At 58.2% G+C, this 16,873-nt stretch carries 14 protein-coding genes and 1 pseudogene; 12 read left to right on the plus strand and 3 right to left on the minus strand.

The genetic code is table 11. From position 1 onward, the window contains the following. The 4 genes and pseudogenes from D5269_RS12580 to D5269_RS12595 form a co-directional block, all read left to right on the plus strand. Positions 1-223 (plus strand): annotated as a pseudogene (locus tag D5269_RS12580) (hypothetical protein); the annotation flags it as partial. Further along, positions 220-1,206, plus strand: a complete 987-nt coding sequence (locus D5269_RS12585; RefSeq protein WP_016315748.1) for an ABC transporter permease — start codon at positions 220-222, stop codon at positions 1,204-1,206. The pseudogene D5269_RS12580 and the gene D5269_RS12585, both read left to right, overlap by 4 nt. A 28-nt stretch (positions 1,207-1,234) precedes the next feature. Next, complete coding sequence (locus tag D5269_RS12590) at positions 1,235-2,320, plus strand: sugar ABC transporter substrate-binding protein (RefSeq protein WP_016315749.1); 1,086 nt, start codon at positions 1,235-1,237, stop codon at positions 2,318-2,320. Between the two features lie 109 nt (positions 2,321-2,429). Next, the gene (locus tag D5269_RS12595; protein ID WP_016315750.1) at positions 2,430-3,419 is read left to right on the plus strand and encodes an ABC transporter permease; all 990 of its coding nucleotides are present in this window, start codon (positions 2,430-2,432) and stop codon (positions 3,417-3,419) included. A 340-nt stretch (positions 3,420-3,759) separates the two neighbouring features. On the opposite strand, the gene D5269_RS12600 is transcribed toward D5269_RS12595, so the two are convergent. Next, on the minus strand, positions 3,760-4,563 hold the full coding sequence (locus D5269_RS12600; protein ID WP_120485878.1) for a TIM barrel protein: 804 nt from the start codon (positions 4,561-4,563) through the stop codon (positions 3,760-3,762). A gap of 281 nt (positions 4,564-4,844) precedes the next feature. Here D5269_RS12600 and D5269_RS12605 point away from each other — a divergent pair, with 281 nt between their 5' ends. Beyond that, the gene (locus D5269_RS12605) at positions 4,845-5,903 is read left to right on the plus strand and encodes a LacI family DNA-binding transcriptional regulator (protein WP_016315752.1); all 1,059 of its coding nucleotides are present in this window, start codon (positions 4,845-4,847) and stop codon (positions 5,901-5,903) included. A 30-nt stretch (positions 5,904-5,933) separates the two neighbouring features. Here D5269_RS12605 and D5269_RS12610 read toward each other — a convergent pair whose 3' ends face one another. Then, positions 5,934-6,839: an NAD(P)-dependent oxidoreductase gene (locus D5269_RS12610; RefSeq protein ID WP_120485879.1), complete on the minus strand. Its 906-nt coding sequence runs from the start codon at positions 6,837-6,839 to the stop codon at positions 5,934-5,936. Positions 6,840-7,178: 339 nt separating this feature from the next. Here D5269_RS12610 and D5269_RS12615 point away from each other — a divergent pair, with 339 nt between their 5' ends. The 6 genes from D5269_RS12615 (at position 7,179) to D5269_RS12640 (ending at position 14,397) form a co-directional block, all read left to right on the plus strand. Then, positions 7,179-8,570, plus strand: a complete 1,392-nt coding sequence (locus D5269_RS12615) for an amidohydrolase (protein ID WP_243126844.1) — start codon at positions 7,179-7,181, stop codon at positions 8,568-8,570. Between the two features lie 196 nt (positions 8,571-8,766). Then, complete coding sequence (locus D5269_RS12620) at positions 8,767-9,609, plus strand: transketolase (protein ID WP_120485880.1); 843 nt, start codon at positions 8,767-8,769, stop codon at positions 9,607-9,609. Beyond that, positions 9,599-10,540: a transketolase C-terminal domain-containing protein gene (locus D5269_RS12625; RefSeq protein WP_120485881.1), complete on the plus strand. Its 942-nt coding sequence runs from the start codon at positions 9,599-9,601 to the stop codon at positions 10,538-10,540. Before D5269_RS12620 ends, D5269_RS12625 begins: the two co-directional genes overlap by 11 nt. Before the next feature lie 26 nt (positions 10,541-10,566). After that, positions 10,567-11,457, plus strand: coding sequence for a TIM barrel protein (locus D5269_RS12630; protein WP_120485882.1), 891 nt, complete (start codon positions 10,567-10,569; stop codon positions 11,455-11,457). Positions 11,458-11,475: 18 nt separating this feature from the next. Next, positions 11,476-12,432: a D-2-hydroxyacid dehydrogenase gene (locus D5269_RS12635; protein WP_120485883.1), complete on the plus strand. Its 957-nt coding sequence runs from the start codon at positions 11,476-11,478 to the stop codon at positions 12,430-12,432. Positions 12,433-12,705: 273 nt separating this feature from the next. Next, positions 12,706-14,397: a hypothetical protein gene (locus tag D5269_RS12640; RefSeq protein ID WP_120485884.1), complete on the plus strand. Its 1,692-nt coding sequence runs from the start codon at positions 12,706-12,708 to the stop codon at positions 14,395-14,397. Positions 14,398-14,555: 158 nt separating this feature from the next. Here the strand turns inward: D5269_RS12640 and D5269_RS12645 are convergent, their stop codons facing one another. After that, the gene (locus tag D5269_RS12645) at positions 14,556-14,834 is read right to left on the minus strand and encodes a hypothetical protein (protein ID WP_016315760.1); all 279 of its coding nucleotides are present in this window, start codon (positions 14,832-14,834) and stop codon (positions 14,556-14,558) included. A gap of 265 nt (positions 14,835-15,099) precedes the next feature. Here D5269_RS12645 and araB point away from each other — a divergent pair, with 265 nt between their 5' ends. Beyond that, a complete protein-coding gene (araB, locus tag D5269_RS12650; protein WP_120485885.1) occupies positions 15,100-16,779 on the plus strand; it encodes a ribulokinase in 1,680 nt (559 codons plus the stop codon). Positions 16,780-16,873 lie beyond the last annotated feature (94 nt).

Below are 16,873 nucleotides of genomic sequence, written 5' to 3' on the forward strand. Positions count from 1 at the left end.
TTGTTACCCCCCGCCGAAAAACTACAAAATTTCTTCGGCGTTTTCTTACAATTTCAAATTGGCGTTGACAGTCATCATGATCTCCTGCGAAGAGTCCGAGATGCTCGGCATGTGCCACCGCATCCTGGTCATGCGGGACGGCGAAATCATCGGCGAGTTTAACCGCGAGGACGCCACACAGGAAAAACTCGTCGGACTATGTATGGGAGGGAAAACGGTATGAGCGGAATCAATCGGGTGAAAAGCCTTGTGTTCAAAAATGCGACCCCGATCCTGATCGCGCTGTTGGCAGTGTTTGTGCTGATTAAGATGCCGGTGTTCTTCACCATCTCCAACCTGATGTCGCTCGGCTCGCAGGCTGCGATCTGGGGGTTGGCCGCAATCGGCATGACCATGCTGATCCTCACCGGCGTGACCGACGTTTCGGTCGGTGCGCAGATCTATCTCGGCGGCGTTCTGGTGGTGCGTGTCTATCAGGCGACCGAAAGCATGCTGCTGGGGCTGCTCTGCTCGATGATCGTCTGTATGCTGGTCAGCGCGTTCAACGGCTATGCGATTGTCAAGCTCGGGCTGCCCTCGATGATTACCACCCTCGCGATGCAGCAGGTCTGCAACGGGCTGGCGTCGATCATCATTGGGCGGGACTCGGTGATCAAGATGCCGGATGCCTTTTCCAAGCTCGGGCAGAGCCGGCTGTTCAATATCCCGATCAGCGTGCTCATCTTCCTGCTGCTCTTCCTGATCAGCGTGGTGGTCATGAACCACACCCGGTTCGGCCGATATGTTTATGCAATCGGCAACAACTCGGATGCGATCGCCGCTTCGGGCGTCAACGTCTTCCGCATCCGGGAGATCACCTTTCTGGTGACCGGCGCGCTCTGCGGGCTGGCGGGGACGATCAACGTTTCGCGGATCGGCGGCGCACAGTTCGGGATGGGCGCACAGATGGAATTTTCCTGTATGGCGGCGGTGGTTGTCGGCGGAACCAGTATGCTGGGCGGCAGCGGCAACATCATCGGCACTCTGCTCGGGGTGTTCGTCATCGCCTCAATGGATCAGCTCCTGCGGATGTTCAACGTCTCGATCTATCTTTACAATGTGTTCTGGGGTGGGGTCGTGCTCTTCACCGTCAGCATGGATCTGCTGAAAAAATATCAGGAAAAGCGGGAACGGGAGATGCGCCTCGCAACGGACAGGAATTCCTGAACCGAAAAATAAAAATGGAGGGACAATTATGAAACGGAATCTGCTGAAAATGGGAGCGCTCGCGCTCGCAGCCACATTCTTGCTCACAGCCTGCTCCGGAAGTTCCGGCAGCAGCGCCCCCGCACCACAGGGCGGCGGCTCCGGCGCAGCGGCCGGGGCGGTCAAAAACCCCAACATCGACGACGGCAAAAATATCGTCGGCATCTGCTGGTCGAGCCTTGCGGCGGAGGCAACCCAGGTGCTGGTCCAGAACTATCAGGACCACTACAAGGAGTACGGGATTGACGAGCTGATCCTGCTCCAGGCGGAGGGCAACCTGGAACGCCAGATCGACCAGCTTCAGGACCTCGCCAACCAGAACTGCGACCTGATTATCTGCAACTCGGTCGACCCGGACGGAATCGCGCCGGTGGTTGAGAACATCATGGCGCAGGGCATCCCGGTAATCGCGGTTGACCGCCGGATCAGCGCGGACATCTACTTCACCCTGGAAACCGACAACGTCTGCTGCGGACGCGACGTCGCGCGTTCGATCGCGATGATGACCATGACCGACGCGGACGGCAACCCCGCAGCCGAGGGATCGGTGGAAGTGCTCAAATGCGTCGGCAACATGACCTCTTCCGCAGTCCGTGACCGTATGTCCGGCCTCAACGATGAGCTGGCCTATTGGCCGCACCTCAAGGTTGTCGGCGAGCCGAGCGTAGAATCCAACATCGAGAAGGTTTACAATGCGGTGCTGGACGGCTTCAAAACCAACCCGAACATCAAAGCCATCTTCGTCGTGGGAGACAACCAGGTTGCACCGGTCGTCTCCGCGCTCAAGGAACTGAACATGCTCTTCCCGCCCGAGGATCCGCGCCATGTCATCATCGCGTCGGTTGACGGTATCTCGAGTGTTGTCAAGGGCATCCAGGCGGGCGAAAACGACATCGTTGCAAACCAGCGTTTCGACCTCTTTGCAAGCGACGTGCTCAAGGTCTGCCAGGACTATTTCAACGGTGACACTTCGGTAGCGGGCCAGAACAACAAGCTCCCGACCATGATCGTCACCCGTCACAATGTGGACTATCTCCAGAAGGAGAATCTGCTGTGGGCGCTTCCTCCCGCATAATTGAGCGGCAGAGTGTCCAGTCCCCTGACCGGGGCCGGCGGCGCCATCCGCCGCCGGCTCCCGGAATGGGTGAATCTTGCTGTGCAGACAGCACGAAGGAGGTTTCGGCATGGAAAGAACTACCGCCCAGCCGGCCCGGCGGCTTCCGTTTTCCCGTGATTGGCTGACACCACAGAAACTGATGCTTAACTGCGGCCTGTATCTCGCGATTATCGCGATCTTCGCAACCTTTGCGATCATCAATCCGGATTTTCTCACTGCCCGCAATATGGTCAACGTGTTTGAACAGTCAGCCTATTATCTGGTCTGTGCGGTGGGGATCACGTTTGTGCTTGTCAGCGGCAACAACGATATGTCAGTCGGCTCCCAGATTGCCTTTTCCAGTGTGGTTGCGACCCTGTACCTCTCATCGACCGGGAATATCCCCATGTCGATGCTGATGATGCTGGCGTTTGCCCTGCTGATCGGATTTTTTAACGGCCTGTTTGTCGTTATTATCGGCCTGCCCCCGTTTATCGGGACGATCGCGACCGGCTATGTGGTGCGCGGTATCGTCGCCTACTATACCAAACAGGAGACCCAGTATGGGTTACCCCGCGTCTACACCCAGTTCGCATGGACCAAGACGTTCGGCATCTCCAATCTGACCTGGATTGCGCTACTGATCATGCTGTTCGGGCTTTATGTGCTGCATTGCACCTCGTTCGGGCGCAAGGTCTACGCCTGCGGCGGAAATCCCGTTGCGGCGCAGGTTATGGGGATCAACGTAAAGCGGGTCAAGATCGCCTGTTATATGATTTCGGCCGTTTCGGCGGCGGTAGCGGCAATGATGCTGATGTCGCGGATGGGTGCGGCCCGCTCGGGCACTGCCGATCTGCTGCATACCGAATGCGTTGCGGCTGCGGTCATCGGCGGGACCAGCCTGAAAGGCGGACAGGGAAGTGTCATCGGTACCTTTGTAGGTGTTTTTCTGGTCGCAATGATCCGCAACGGGCTAAACAGCGAGGGGATCAACTCGTTCTGGCAGCTCGTGTTTACCGGAGGGATCACCCTGTTTGCCGCGGTGCTTGACAGCTATAAATCGCGCGCAAACGCCTGACCCGAAAAGAAGGCTCCAAAAAGGGGACCCGGACGGAATCCGCTGGGCCCCCTTTTTCTGTAGGGATATTTTGCAGGGCGATGAAGGCTCCGCCACCACGCCCCGCTGTTTTTGACCGCCGCACTGCGAGCGTTTCAGAGCGCAGCTGCCAAAGCGGCTCTTAGGCCGGGCAAAAATGGACGAGATTTTAGCGCCGCGCTCCGGCCTGAGATTCGGCGTTTCGCACCGGTCGGGCCATGCATGACGTTCCAGCAGCAGTTTTTCGGGTAATTTGCCGCCTAAGAACGGCAAAAGAGTGCTTTTTGCAAGTGAAAAAGCACCCTCGAAAAGGTAGGACAGTTTAAAAAAGGTTATGCAGCAGGCGGCAGGCTTCCGGGAGGTCGGAAACGGGGTTCCGGGCATACGCCTCGATGCTGACCCGCCCCTGGTATCCAGCGGAAAAGAGCGGTTCGAGGGCATCCCGGCAAGCAGATAGATCGTCCTGCAATGGATAGGTGCGCTCAGGATATGCCGCGTAATGGATATGCCGGAGCTTCTGGCCGCGGCAGAGCTGCATGAGCGAATCAGGGCTGTCCTGCTGTTTCCAGAAATGGTAGAAATCAACGATCACACCGACATTCCCACACCCGCAGGCATCCGCTGCGCGCTGCGCATCCGAGAGGGTGGAAACAAAGCTGTGTTCCTCGTCATTGATCGGCTCGATCGCTAGAGATACCCCGCGTTCCGCTGCCTGTGTTCCGAACCGGTGCAGGAATTCCAGATACTGCGGAAACCCATCCCCATCCCAGTCGAACCCCTCCGGCACAGTGGCGCGGTTCGGCCCACTCATCGTGATGAGGCCGGTCCCCATCTGCTCGGCCACCGAAAGGGAACGGCGGATATAGGTGTCCAGACGCACAGGGTCGGCGTGCGGCCCGATCAACGCCATTCCTTTGGGGATCGCGTTGTTAAACACCTCGGCAGGCAAGCGGGCTTCATCGAGCAGTTTGCGGTAGGCGGCGGTTTCCCTGGCGTCCAGCAGGAGCAGTCGCGCAAGCGATACCTCCGCATAATCGTAGCCTGACTGCCCGGCCAGCGGGACAGCTCTGCGGGCAAGCGGGTCATCCGGGGTGGCGAGCAGCAGCAGACAGCAGCCAGTTTTCATAAAGAACGACCTCCTTCGTTGGATTAAAAAAGAATAGAAATACAGTTTCCGGATGATCGGGCGACAGCACCGAAAATAGAACCCGGCTCCACAGCTCGGCTGTGGATGTCAAAACCTGTGGTTTTGACAAGATGGTTGAAAAGCATACAAAAAAGGCGAATTTGGGCGGAAAAGCGGTTCTAATAACTTGCAATAATGTTACCATTTTGATATAATTGTGATAGGATTTGGGAAATTCGGGAAGAAAAAACTGCTGAATATGCGCCAAAGGGGAAAGAACCATGAAGACTACAATCAAAACCATCGCGCAGAAGTGCAATGTTTCTCCTGTAACGGTTTCGCGTGTGATAGCGAACAATCCGAGCGTGAACGAAAAGACCCGCCAGTTTATCCTCGACACAATGAAAGAGCTGGATTACCGTCCACAAAAGGTCGAGGCACTCACCGAGCGGCAGCGCGCCCGGATGATCGTTATGGTGATGGAGGACATCACCCGCAATGCCAACGCGATCGTACGGGCAGCGGCAAACTATCTGCGGGAGAATGGCTATCTCTCAATCTTTTGTGAAACAGGCGCAAAGGCCGCCTATTTTGATGAATACCTCACTGCACTGATCGAGCGGGGGGTGGTGGACGGCTGCATCGTCATCACCAGCCTTGCCGCCCGCACCGAGCTGGCGCGGATCGCCGAGAAGCACCGGCAGCTCCCGCTGGTGGCGGTGCACTGGTGCGAAGCATGGTCGAAGGTAGATTCGGTCATTCTGGACAGCTACCACGGCTCGATCTGCGGCGTTAATTTTCTGGCCGATATGGGGCACAGGTACATCGCGCTGGTCAACGCGCCTCCGGAGGCGTCAGGCTCCTATGAGGAGCGGATGGGCTATCTGGATACAATGCACAGGCGTGGGCTGCCCGCCGATGAAAAGTATATCCTTTCCGGGAATCTGGAGAAGTCGGGAGGCGTGCAGGCGGCGCGGAAACTGCTCTCCGAGATGCCGGAAGTAACCGCCGTTCTTTCCTCCAACTACGCGATGGCGCGCGGCATTGTGGATGAACTGGCCGCTGCGGGCAAACGGGTGCCCGAGGATATCAGTGTGGTACCGTTTGGAATCTTCCAGTCGGGGGAGGATCAGCGGGACTTCACCGCGGTGGGGGCAAGCTATGTGGACGCCGGAATCATCGCTGCCAGGATCGTGCTGGAGCGGATTCAGGAGATCAAAGAGCATCAGATTCAGTTCAATACGGTAAAAAAGGTGGTGCTGGAACCGGAGGTATTCCTCGGCACTTCGGCGCAGCCTCCCGCAAAAGCGTATGTCCCCCAGCTGGAAAGGAAGCGCTGACCGCTTTTTAGGCGGTCAGCCTTTTTGTGCTTATTCCGGGAAATCGAACTGGATTTCCAGCCCGGCGGGCTGCTCCAGTGTTTTGACCACCGACCAGATGTCCTCCTTGCCGCACTGTTTCATGCTCTCGCGGAAGTTGGACGAGATACCCTCGAGGGCGGGCAGGGAAAGCCCGAATGCGGACGCGGATGCACAGGCGATCTGCATGTCTTTATCGAGGATCGAGAGCGGGTTCCCGGTGCCGGTAAACACCCTGCCGGCGACGTGCTTGGCGGTGGCCCGGAAGATGCCGTTGGAAGCGCTGGTCCCGTCGAGCACCTCAAAAACAGTGCGGGGATCCAGGCCGGATGCGGTCCCGAGCGCCAGCAGCTCACAGGTTCCCTCGAACATCAGGCTGAAAAACGCCTGCATACAGGTTTTGGCTTTCTGCCCCATGCCGGGCTTGTCCCCGACGTGTATGACTGTCGAGCCGAGCTGGTTGAGCAGCTCCTGATTTTTGGAGAACGCTTCCGGGGATGCGCCGACCATCAGGTAGAGTTCACCCGAAGCGCTGGTTGCAGCGGTACCGCGCACCGGGCAGTCGACCAGATGCAGGCCCAACGGTTCCAGCCCTTTCTCCGCTTCCTCACAGGCCGCGTATCCAACCGATGCGGTAACCAGCACACTGCCCCCTTTGGGAAGCACGTTTGCAGCCCCGTCCTGCCCGAACAGGACGTCCTGCACCTGCTCGCCGTTGAAAACCATCAGAATCAGAGCCGATGCGCCGTCCGCAGCCTGTGCGGGGGAGGGGGCTGCCGTTCCGCCCTTCTGCTCCAGCAGCTGCATCCGTTCGGGCAGCAGGTCAAAGCCCTGCACCACATAGCCGCGCTTGAGCAGATTTTCCGCAATACCCATGCCCATCGTTCCCAGTCCGATGATCCCAATTTTTGTTTTCATTGAAATTCCCCTTTTCTTATCAGTTGTTTGGTGATTTGGCCGCACATTTTCCGCCTTTTTAAGACTAAATGATTTGAAATGGAATGTCAATATAAAGATATAAATTTATCATTAAATATTCATAGAAATTAGCAGGATATATAAACCATCCCTTTTGCTTGCGGTTGCTTATCTGGAAAAACCACCAATTAGGACCGCTTTTTCTTGACAGGAACAGAGAAAAACAAAAAAATCGATCGTTCTGGATTGCAATTTTGACCGCAAAATGTTATCTTATAAATAGCAAAAAATTATCATTAAATTGCAGAAAAAGAATCAGGAAGGGCAAAAGGAGGTTTCATGATGATGCTGGGAGAAAAAGCATTTGCGTCGATCGAGGAGCTGTCGGGCCAGCTCTGCGCGATGAGCAGGAAAATCTGGGAGAATCCGGAGGGACCCTATCAGGAAAAAATTGCAAGCGACACCTGCGCCGCATTTTTGGAGGCGGAGGGGTTTCAGGTCGAGCGGGGATGCTTCGGCCTGCCGACCGCGCTGCGTGCGCAGTGGGGTTCCGGACATCCGGTGATCGGCTTCCTCGGGGAATATGACGCGCTGCCCGGACAGAGCCAGAAGGACGTTCCATATCAGGAGCCGGAGGTCCCGGGCGCTTACGGGCATGGCTGCGGACATAACCTGCTCGCAGTAGGCATGGCAGGCAGTGCCGCGGCGATCAAGCGGGAGATGGAGGAGCAGAAACTCTCAGGCACCCTGGTCTTTTACGGATGCCCAGCCGAAGAGGTTTTGACCGGCAAGGGGTTTATGGCGCGGGCAGGCGCATTCCGGGAGCTGGACTGCGCGCTCGCATGGCATCCCGGACGGTATACCCGCGCGTCCTACAGTGTTTGCACCGGGGTGAACTCGGTGAAATACCATTTCACCGGCAAGACCGCACACGCCGCCTGTGATCCGGAGAAGGGGCGCAGCGCGCTCGACGCGGTGGAGCTGATGAATGTGGGGATCAACTATCTGCGGGAGCATGTCCCGATGGATGTGAGGATGCATTATGTGGTTACCGATGGCGGAAGTGCGCCGAATATCGTTCCGGATCATGCAACCGTCTGGTACTATGACCGCGCCCTGACCCGTGAGACGATGAAGATGGTCGAAGAGCGGATGCTCAAGGTGGCGCAGGGAGCCGCATGGATGACCGAAACCGAACTGACGGTAGAACGGCTGGGCGGCTGCTATCCGACCCTTCCCAACCACCAGCTTGCCGATCTGATCGACGAATGTATGCGTGCGATCCCGCAGGAGCCGTGGACCGAAGAGGAGATCGCATACGCCCGCAAAATCAATGAGACGGTGCCCGACCTCTGGAAAGAGAGCGTACGGTTCTCCGGCGCAAAGGACCCGGACACCCAGCTTCATTCGGGGGTTATGACGATCGACGAGGCCGACGATTACGGTTCCACCGATGTCGGGGATGTGGGGCATATCGTACCGACCACCTTCTATAAAACCGCCTGCTACAGCATCGGCGCGCCGGGGCACAGCTGGTTGGTAGCGGCCTGCCTGGGGCGTTCGATCGGCCAGAAAGGGATGCTCTACGGCTCCAAGGTGACCGCGCTCGCAGGGCTGCGGCTGCTCACCGAGCCTGAGCGGGTGCTCAAGGCACAGGATGAGTTCAGGGAGAGTATGCAGGGCCGGACCTACGAATGTATGATGCCGGCTGACCTGCCCGCACCGGTCTGAGCGGGATTGACGCCCCAAAGAAGAAAACAGATTCCAGGGCTGGCTTGGAAACGGGGAAAAGGACAGATGTTTCGCGGGGAACAAGCGGCGGAAACAGGAACCCACCGCACATTCCGCACAGCAGACACCGCCTCCTGTAAAACAGACGTCCATTCCGATGGTTCAGCCAGCCTTTGGCCCAAAGGGAGGAAATAGAATGCGCCATGCAGCGGATCAACGGGATCAGGAGCTGGAAGCGCTCTGCCGCACGATGCGGGTCGAGCTGATTGAACTGCTCCACAGGATCCAGACCGGGCACCCGGGGGGAAGCCTCTCCTGCTGTGAAATCCTGGCAACCCTCTATTTTGAATGTATGAACATCCGTCCGGAGCAGCCGGACTGGAACGCCCGGGACCGGTTTGTGCTCTCCAAAGGGCACGCCGCCCCCATGCTCTATCTCACGCTTGCCCACCGGGGATTTTTCCCGGTGGAATGGCTCCCCACCCTGCGCCAGTACGGCAGCCGGCTCCAGGGACACCCCTGCGCCCACAAAACACCGGGGATCGACTGTTCGACCGGCCCGCTCGGGCTGGGGCTTTCGGCAGCGCTCGGCATGGCGCTTGCCGCCCGGCTGGACGGCCAGGACTACACCACCTGGGTGCTGTTGGGAGATGGGGAAATTCAGGAAGGAGGGGTCTGGGAGGCCGCGATGTCGGCTAACAAGTTCCGCCCGGGCCGGTTGGTTGCAATCCTCGACCATAACGGGGTGCAGCTCGACGGGACCAATAATGAGGTTATGCCGATGGACCGGATTGCCGACCGCTGGCAGGCGTTCGGCTGGGAAGTGTTCCCCTGTGACGGGCACAGCATCCCTGCCCTGCGGGAGGCCCTGAACCGGGCGAAGGCGTCCGATGCGCCGGCGCTTGTGGTCGCGGAAACGGTGAAGGGCAAAGGGGTCTCGTTCATGGAAGGCCAGAGCGCGTGGCATGGAAAGCCGGTCAGCCGGGAGGACTGCCTCTGCGCATTGAAGGAACTGGGGGTGGATCGCAATGCCGGATAAGGTTTCGATTCGGGATGTTTATGGGGCAGCGCTCAAAAAACTGGGGCAGCAGGAGGAACGGGTCGTTGTGCTCGAGGCTGATGTGGGTGGCTCGACCAAAAGTGCGGTCTTTGGGAAGGCGTTCCCCGACCGGTATTTCAACGTCGGGATTGCCGAACTCAATATGGCAGCGATGGCGGCGGGCTTCGCTTACGCTGGGAAGATCCCGTTTGTCAATACATTTTCGGTCTTTCTCACCACCCGCGCTTCCGATCCGATCAGCAGCATGATCGCCTATGACCATCTGAATGTCAAGCTCTGCGGAGCCTACAGCGGACTTTCGGATGCTTACGATGGCGCAAGCCATCACGGCATTTTTGACATGGCGTTCGTCCGCTCGCTGCCGGGGATGACGATCCTTTCGGTCTGCGACCCTGTGGAGACCGAAAAAGCGGTATTCTCTGCCGCGGAGATCGAAGGCCCCGTATATCTGCGCCTCTCCCGCGCCGAAGCGCCGGTGCTCTATCCGGAGGACATGGTATTTACGCCCGGCAAGGGAATCCTGCTGCGGGAAGGCGCGGACGTCTCGCTCCTGGCAACCGGGCTGATGGTACACCACGCACTCGAAGCCGCCGGCCTGCTTGAGGCGGAGGGGATTTCTGCGCGGGTGGTCGATCTGCATACGGTCCAGCCGGTCGACCGGGAACTGGTTCTCGAATCTGCGGAAAAGACCGGATGCATCGTCACCGCGGAGGAACACAGCATCCGGGGCGGGCTTGGGAGCGCGGTCGCAGAGGTGCTCGCGCAGGGGCGCCCCACCATACAGGAATTCGTGGGCCTTGACAGCTATACCGAGAGCGGCGCGTATGGGGCGCTGCTGACCGCCTATCATCTGGATGCGCAGGCGATCGCCGAAAAAGCGCGGCTTGCATTACAGCGTAAAAAGGCATAATCAGCTTTAGGAAAGGGGAAACCGATATGAACGAATCCATCCACCGTTATTTTCAGATTGGAACCATCCAATGGATGAGCCATCCGCGGAAGGAACTGCTCACCTCGATCCGGGAGATCGCCTGTGACGATTTCTTTGACGCGATCGAGATCGGGAAATTTCCGGACGGGCAGACCCGGGAACAGGCGGTTAAGCTGCTGTCCCAGAGCCATCTGACCGTCTGCTACGGTGCGCAGCCCCGGCTGCTCGGGCCGAAGCTCAACCCGAATGACCTCGACGAGGAGGGACGCAAAAAGGCCGAAGCCACCCTTCTGGAAGCGGTTGACGAGGCAGAGAGTGTCGGCGCGCGGGGGATCGCTTTCCTGGCGGGCAAGTGGTCGGCGGAATCCAGACAGGAGGCGTTTGCACAGCTCCTGAAAACCACCCGCGCGGTTTGCGATTATGCGGCGGGCAAAGGGATGATGGTCGAGCTGGAGGTATTCGACTACGATATGGATAAGGCCGCGCTGATCGGCCCCGCTCCCTATGCGGCGCAGTTTGCAGCCGAGATGCGGACAACCCACAGCAATTTTGGACTGCTGGTCGATCTTTCCCACTTCCCTACCACCTACGAGACCAGCAGGTTTGTCATCCGGACGCTGCGTCCGTATATCACCCATTTCCATATTGGCAATGCTGTGGTACAATCGGGTTGTGAGGCGTACGGCGACCAGCACCCCCGTTTCGGATTCCCCAACAGCGCGAACGATACCCCCCAGCTTCTGGACTTTTTCCGGGTGCTCAAAGAGGAAGGGTTCTTCTGCGCGGAACAGCCGTACGTGCTTTCGCTGGAGGTCAAGCCCTGGGGCGATGAGGACGAGGACATCATCCTCGCGAATACCAAACGGGTGATCCGCCGCGCCTGGGCGATGCTGTAAAAGACAGGAGGAATTTGCTTGAAAATTGTGATTCTGGATGGATACACAGAAAATCCCGGCGATCTGAGCTGGTCGGGGCTGGAAGCACTGGGCGAGCTGACCGTCTACGACCGGACCCCGCCTGAGCAGGTCGCTGACCGGATCGGAGATGCGGAGATCGTGATTCTCAACAAGACGCCGCTGCCCCGCGAAATGCTCGACCGCTGCCCGAATGTCCGGTACATCGGGGTGCTTGCCACCGGATACAACATCGTCGATGTGCAGGCGGCGAAGGAGCGGGGGATTCCGGTCTGCAACATCCCCACCTATGGCACCGATGCGGTCGGGCAGTTTGCGATTGCGATGCTGCTCGAGATCTGCCATCATGTGGCGCACCACGATGCGGCCGTACATGAAGGGCGCTGGGAGTCCTGCCCCGACTGGTGCTTCTGGGATTATCCGCTGATCGAGCTGGCCGGCAAGACGATGGGCATTATCGGGTTTGGCCGGATCGGCCGCACCACCGGCCGGATTGCGCGCGCACTCGGGATGCAGGTGGTCGCCTGCGACAGCATCGAGACCGATGAAGGCCGGGAGATTGGGCGGTATCTGCCGCTGGAGGAGCTGTTCGCCTGCTCGGATGTGATCGCCCTGCACTGCCCTCTTTTCCCTGAAACCCAGGGGATCATCAACCGGGACACCATCGCCAAAATGAAGGACGGGGTGATCCTGCTCAACAACAGCCGCGGCCCGCTCATCGTCGAGCAGGATCTCGCGGATGCCCTCAACAGCGGCAAGGTCTATGCGGCCGGTCTGGATGTGGTCTCGACCGAGCCGATCCGGGGAGACAATCCCCTGCTCAAGGCGAAAAACTGCCTGATTACGCCGCATATCAGCTGGGCGCCCAAAGAGAGCCGCCAGAGGTTGATGGGGATTGCGGTTGAAAGCCTGCGCGCGTTCCTGGATGGAAACCCGATCAATGTGGTGAATCCGTAAAATAGATGCTCCCTGTTACAGAAAACAGCAGCCGGACAAAAGTCCGGCTGCTGTTGGCATTGGGTGCCTCTTTTGCAGAGGGCGGGCCCCACAAACAATGGATGCAGGATTGCTGCGGTGCTGCACTTTGCCAAAAGGGAGCACAAATGATATTTTGCAGATGGCAGGGGCAGTTGTGTGGGACAGGCTGTCCCCTTTTGGCAGTTTGAATGGTTATTCTATGTGTTAATATGTTATAAATTCCAGTATGATAACATGGAGGAGGTCCTGTTAATGAAATCTCTCTGGTGCGCAGCCCTGGCAGTGGCGGTTGCCCTAGGCGGCTGCGGCATAGCAGAGCCGGGAACCGATGACCTGATCCTGAAAGATCCCGAGATCCCGTCTGTCAGTTCTGCGCGGCATACCAGTCAACCGGAATCATCGGTATCAAGCGGGGCGCCAGATACACAAGAAAAACCATTTCCCGTTCTGCCGGAAGAATACGGTCTGCTCCGCACAGCCGCCGGTCTGATGGGTGATCCGGAGGCATCCGTTCAGACCTGGCCGGTCGGGTTGGATGCAGTCAGAGGAATGCGGGTCCCGGACAGCTGGGAGCTGCGGCGTTCGATTGCCGCACTGCTGGCGGACGCGGATTTGGAAAAGCTGGACAGCGTCCCGGAGATGGCTGCGTCTGAAAGCGACCCAATCAGCATACAGATTGATCTGGAAGATCAATGGGCCTCGATTGCTGTCTCTCTGCTGTCGGAAAGCGACGCAGCCAATCCGGGCGGCGCATATCTGGAGGTGAGCGGTTCACAGACGGTATCCGCTGCGGATGGGGCATCCAGCCGGACAGACGATGCTGCTTTCCCGGATGTCGAAGCTTATGCCGGCAATCGGGTGCTCTATGAGCAGTTTGCCGCGCTGATCGAGCAGCATACCGAAGAGGTACATGCTGATTTTGGAGGGAAAGCTACCATCCTGCGTCCGGCTCCCGGTGCCTCTGAAACAGCGGCGATTGAAAACGCGATGGTACAGATAGGGGATATCCTGCTGTTGGGTTGGCGCGACATTGGGCAAGCAGATCGTTACTGGATGCTTGAGGCACACAATACCGACACCGGCGGGATGCTCTATCAAATTCCACTTGGCGAAAGGCTGCTGACACGGATTTCCCCGTCCAACGCGTTTGAGCAGTTCGACTACTGCCTTTTTTTCCAGGATGGGGTGCTCTATAAGAACAGTCAGAACCCGTCGGAAGAACTGGCCTATGATCTGCCCGCTGTGGTATCGGTCGCGGCTCAGGGGGATGGGCGGCAGGACGGCGGAATGTTCGACCTTTCCGGGGACAGGCTGGTCTGGGAGGCGGACGATGGGGTCTGGATTGCAAACCAGGACGGCAGCGATGCGCGGCTCCTTTACGCCAACTCTGCCATTCCGCAGACGCTTGCACCCGGAAAAGCCCTTCAGGTGGTCGAACCGCGCCTGCTCTGCGAGGGGGGCAGGGTGGTAATGACCATTTATGACAGCCAGGAGGCGGCTGACGGGATGGAAAATATCGGATTTGTAGTCTGTGACGCTGACGCCGGTTCGGGCAGGGAACCGCAGGTTGTCCCGTTCCAGGCGTACAGCCAGCCGCAAGGCCCAATCAAAGACCGGTACATGGTGCTGCGCAATCAGGAGGACACCTGCATCGTCGATGCGCAGGAGAGGACCTCGGAACTGCGGCGTCTCCCGTTTAATCCGGTGGCAGACTGCCAAAGCTACGATTTTGAAACGCTGATCTGCTTCGAGCAGCAGAGCGGCGACCGGTTTGCTGTTTACCGCTGCGGCGCGGACCAGCCGGACGACCGGTCCGGACTCCTGCTCAAGGGGGACATTTTTGGGACCCTGGCCGGCGTTACCCAGCAGTATGCGGTGGTTAAGGGTACCGACGCCGACGGGGAATGGCTTGCACTGGCGGACTATCTCGCAGAGAAACCTTGAGAAGCGTTTTTGGGTGAAATTTCCGTTTTTGGATGGAGATGGTTTTCTTACAAGCGAACAGGCTTCCTGCAAAAGAAACGGGAAAGCCCCTAAGATAAAAGGGACAGACGCTTTACAGCGCCTGTCCCTTTTGAGATCAGAAAAACGAAAGCCCCCGATTATTCCTCTTCATCCGGGTCCTTCTTATCCGCGTCACTGGCCTTGTCATCCGACGAAGCAGCTTCTGCATCGGGGGTCTGCTCCTCCAGCGCATCATCGTCACTCTCGACCTGGGTGGCATAGTAGTCCAGATCTTCCGCGTCCTCGTCCATCAACTCATCGTCAAAATCTTCACAAAGTGCGCATTTCCGGCGTTTGAAATAGGCTGCAAACGCCACAATAGCCCCCGCTACCGCGATCAGAAGCGCGACTATGGCGATGAAGCTGTTCTTTCCCATCTGCAAAAACCTCCCGTAAAAATCATTTCCGAATCCGATCGGTTATATTGTTTCTATTATAACGCTTCTTTTTCGGGTTGACAAGTCATTACTGTTATTTTGTGTGTGTTTTGCGAAAACATTCGTATCAAACCCAACATTCCCGCTCCCTCGCTTGACTTTTCTGTACAGTCTGCTTTATAATCGAAATACTTTAAAAAAATCAAAATATTCCAAAAATCATTGAAAAATTGCAAAGGAAGTCTTTGTCTGGGAGGGCTTGACGATGGCGAAAACAAAATACGTGATCGGTCTGGACTACGGTACCCTGTCGGGACGGGCAGTGCTTGTGGAAGCGGCAACCGGGGAGATCGCTGCACAGGCGGTAAAGGAATATCCCCACGCGGTGATGGACCGGGAACTGCCCTGCGGCGTGCGTCTGGAGGTGGACTGGGCGCTCCAGCATCCGCAGGACTATCTGGATGTGCTGACCGAAACGGTGCCTGCGGTACTGCGGCAGGCAGGGATTGCACCCCAGGAAGTGATCGGGCTTTCGATCGACTTCACCGCGTCCACCGTCCTTCCGATCGACCGGGACGGTACGCCGCTCTGTTTTCTGCCGGCATTTGAAGCCCGTCCGCATGCTTATGTGAAGCTATGGAAGCACCATGCCGCCCAGCCGGAAGCGGATGAGATCAATGCGCTGCTCGCCGCGCGCGGGGAAATCGACCTCCCGCGCTATGGCGGCAAGATTTCCTCCGAACTGACCCTCCCCAAGGCGCTCCAGATCCTGCGGGAGGATCCGGAAATCTACCAGTGCGCCGACCAGATTCTGGAGGCGTCCGACTGGCTGACCTTCCTGCTGACCGGCTCCCGCCGCCGTACCGGAAGCACCGCCGGGTACAAGGCGATGTGGCTGGAAGGGGAGGGATACCCCGAGCAGGCATTTTTGAGGGCGCTTGACCCCCGGCTGGAAACCTATCCGGAGGACAAACTCGGTGAGGATATCTGTCCGGTGGGCAGCCGGATCGGGGAGCTGAACCCGGCCTGGGCGGAAAAGCTGGGGCTTTTGCCTGGTACGGCGGTCGGGGCGAGCATCATCGACGCGCATGCCGGGCTCCCGGGCTGCGGGATCACCAAGCCGGGACAGATGATGCTGATTATCGGCACCTCGAGCGTACAGGCCGCTCTAAGCGACCGCCCCTATTCGGGGGGCGGCATCTGCGGCGCGGTCAAGGGCGGGATCATGCCCGGCTACTATGCGCTGGAATCCGGGCTTGCGGGGGTCGGAGACATCTTCGGCTGGTTTGTCAACCACTGTGTCCCTGCCGCATACCATGAGCAGGCCAAAGGGGCCGGATGCGGGATGCACGAATATCTGACCCGGCTTGCGGAAAAGCTCGTCCCCGGGGAGAGCGGGCTGCTCGCCCTCGACTGGTGGAGTGGGAACAAGACCCCGTTTGTGGATGTTGACCTTTCGGGGATGGTCGTCGGGTATACCCTATCGACCCGTCCGGAGGAGGTTTACCGGGCGCTGATCGAGGCGACCGGCTTCGGTACCCGGCTGATTATGGAGGCGTTCGAGGATGCGGGCGTGTTGGTGGATGAAATCCGGGCCTGTGGTGGGATCGTGGAAAAGAATCCGCTCCTGATGCAGATTTACGCAGACATTACCAACCGGGAGATCAAGGTGGCGGCGTCCCAGCAGACCGCCGCCCTCGGTGCGGCGATGTACGCTGCGGTTGCCGCAGGTTCCGAACGGGGCGGCTATGACTCGATCTTCGACGCGGCGCAGGCGATGGGCCGCATCCAGGAAAAGACTTATCGCCCCATCCCGGCGCATGTCGCAGTCTACGAGACCCTATATCGCGAATACTGCCAGCTGAAGGACTATTTTGGCGCAAAAAATCCGGTGATGAAAACCCTCAAGCAGATCCGCCAGCAGGCATGGCGGCAATCGGTTTAAATCTCTTTCCGCACTGGGGAACAGGGTTCTCCGGTGCGGGAATTTTACTTTTCTGCAATTTTATTTGGAAGATAGCTATATGTTTCCAATTTCC

Source organism: Anaerotruncus sp. 1XD42-93 (genome assembly GCF_009917605.1).
GTDB lineage: Bacteria > Bacillota > Clostridia > Oscillospirales > Ruminococcaceae > Anaerotruncus.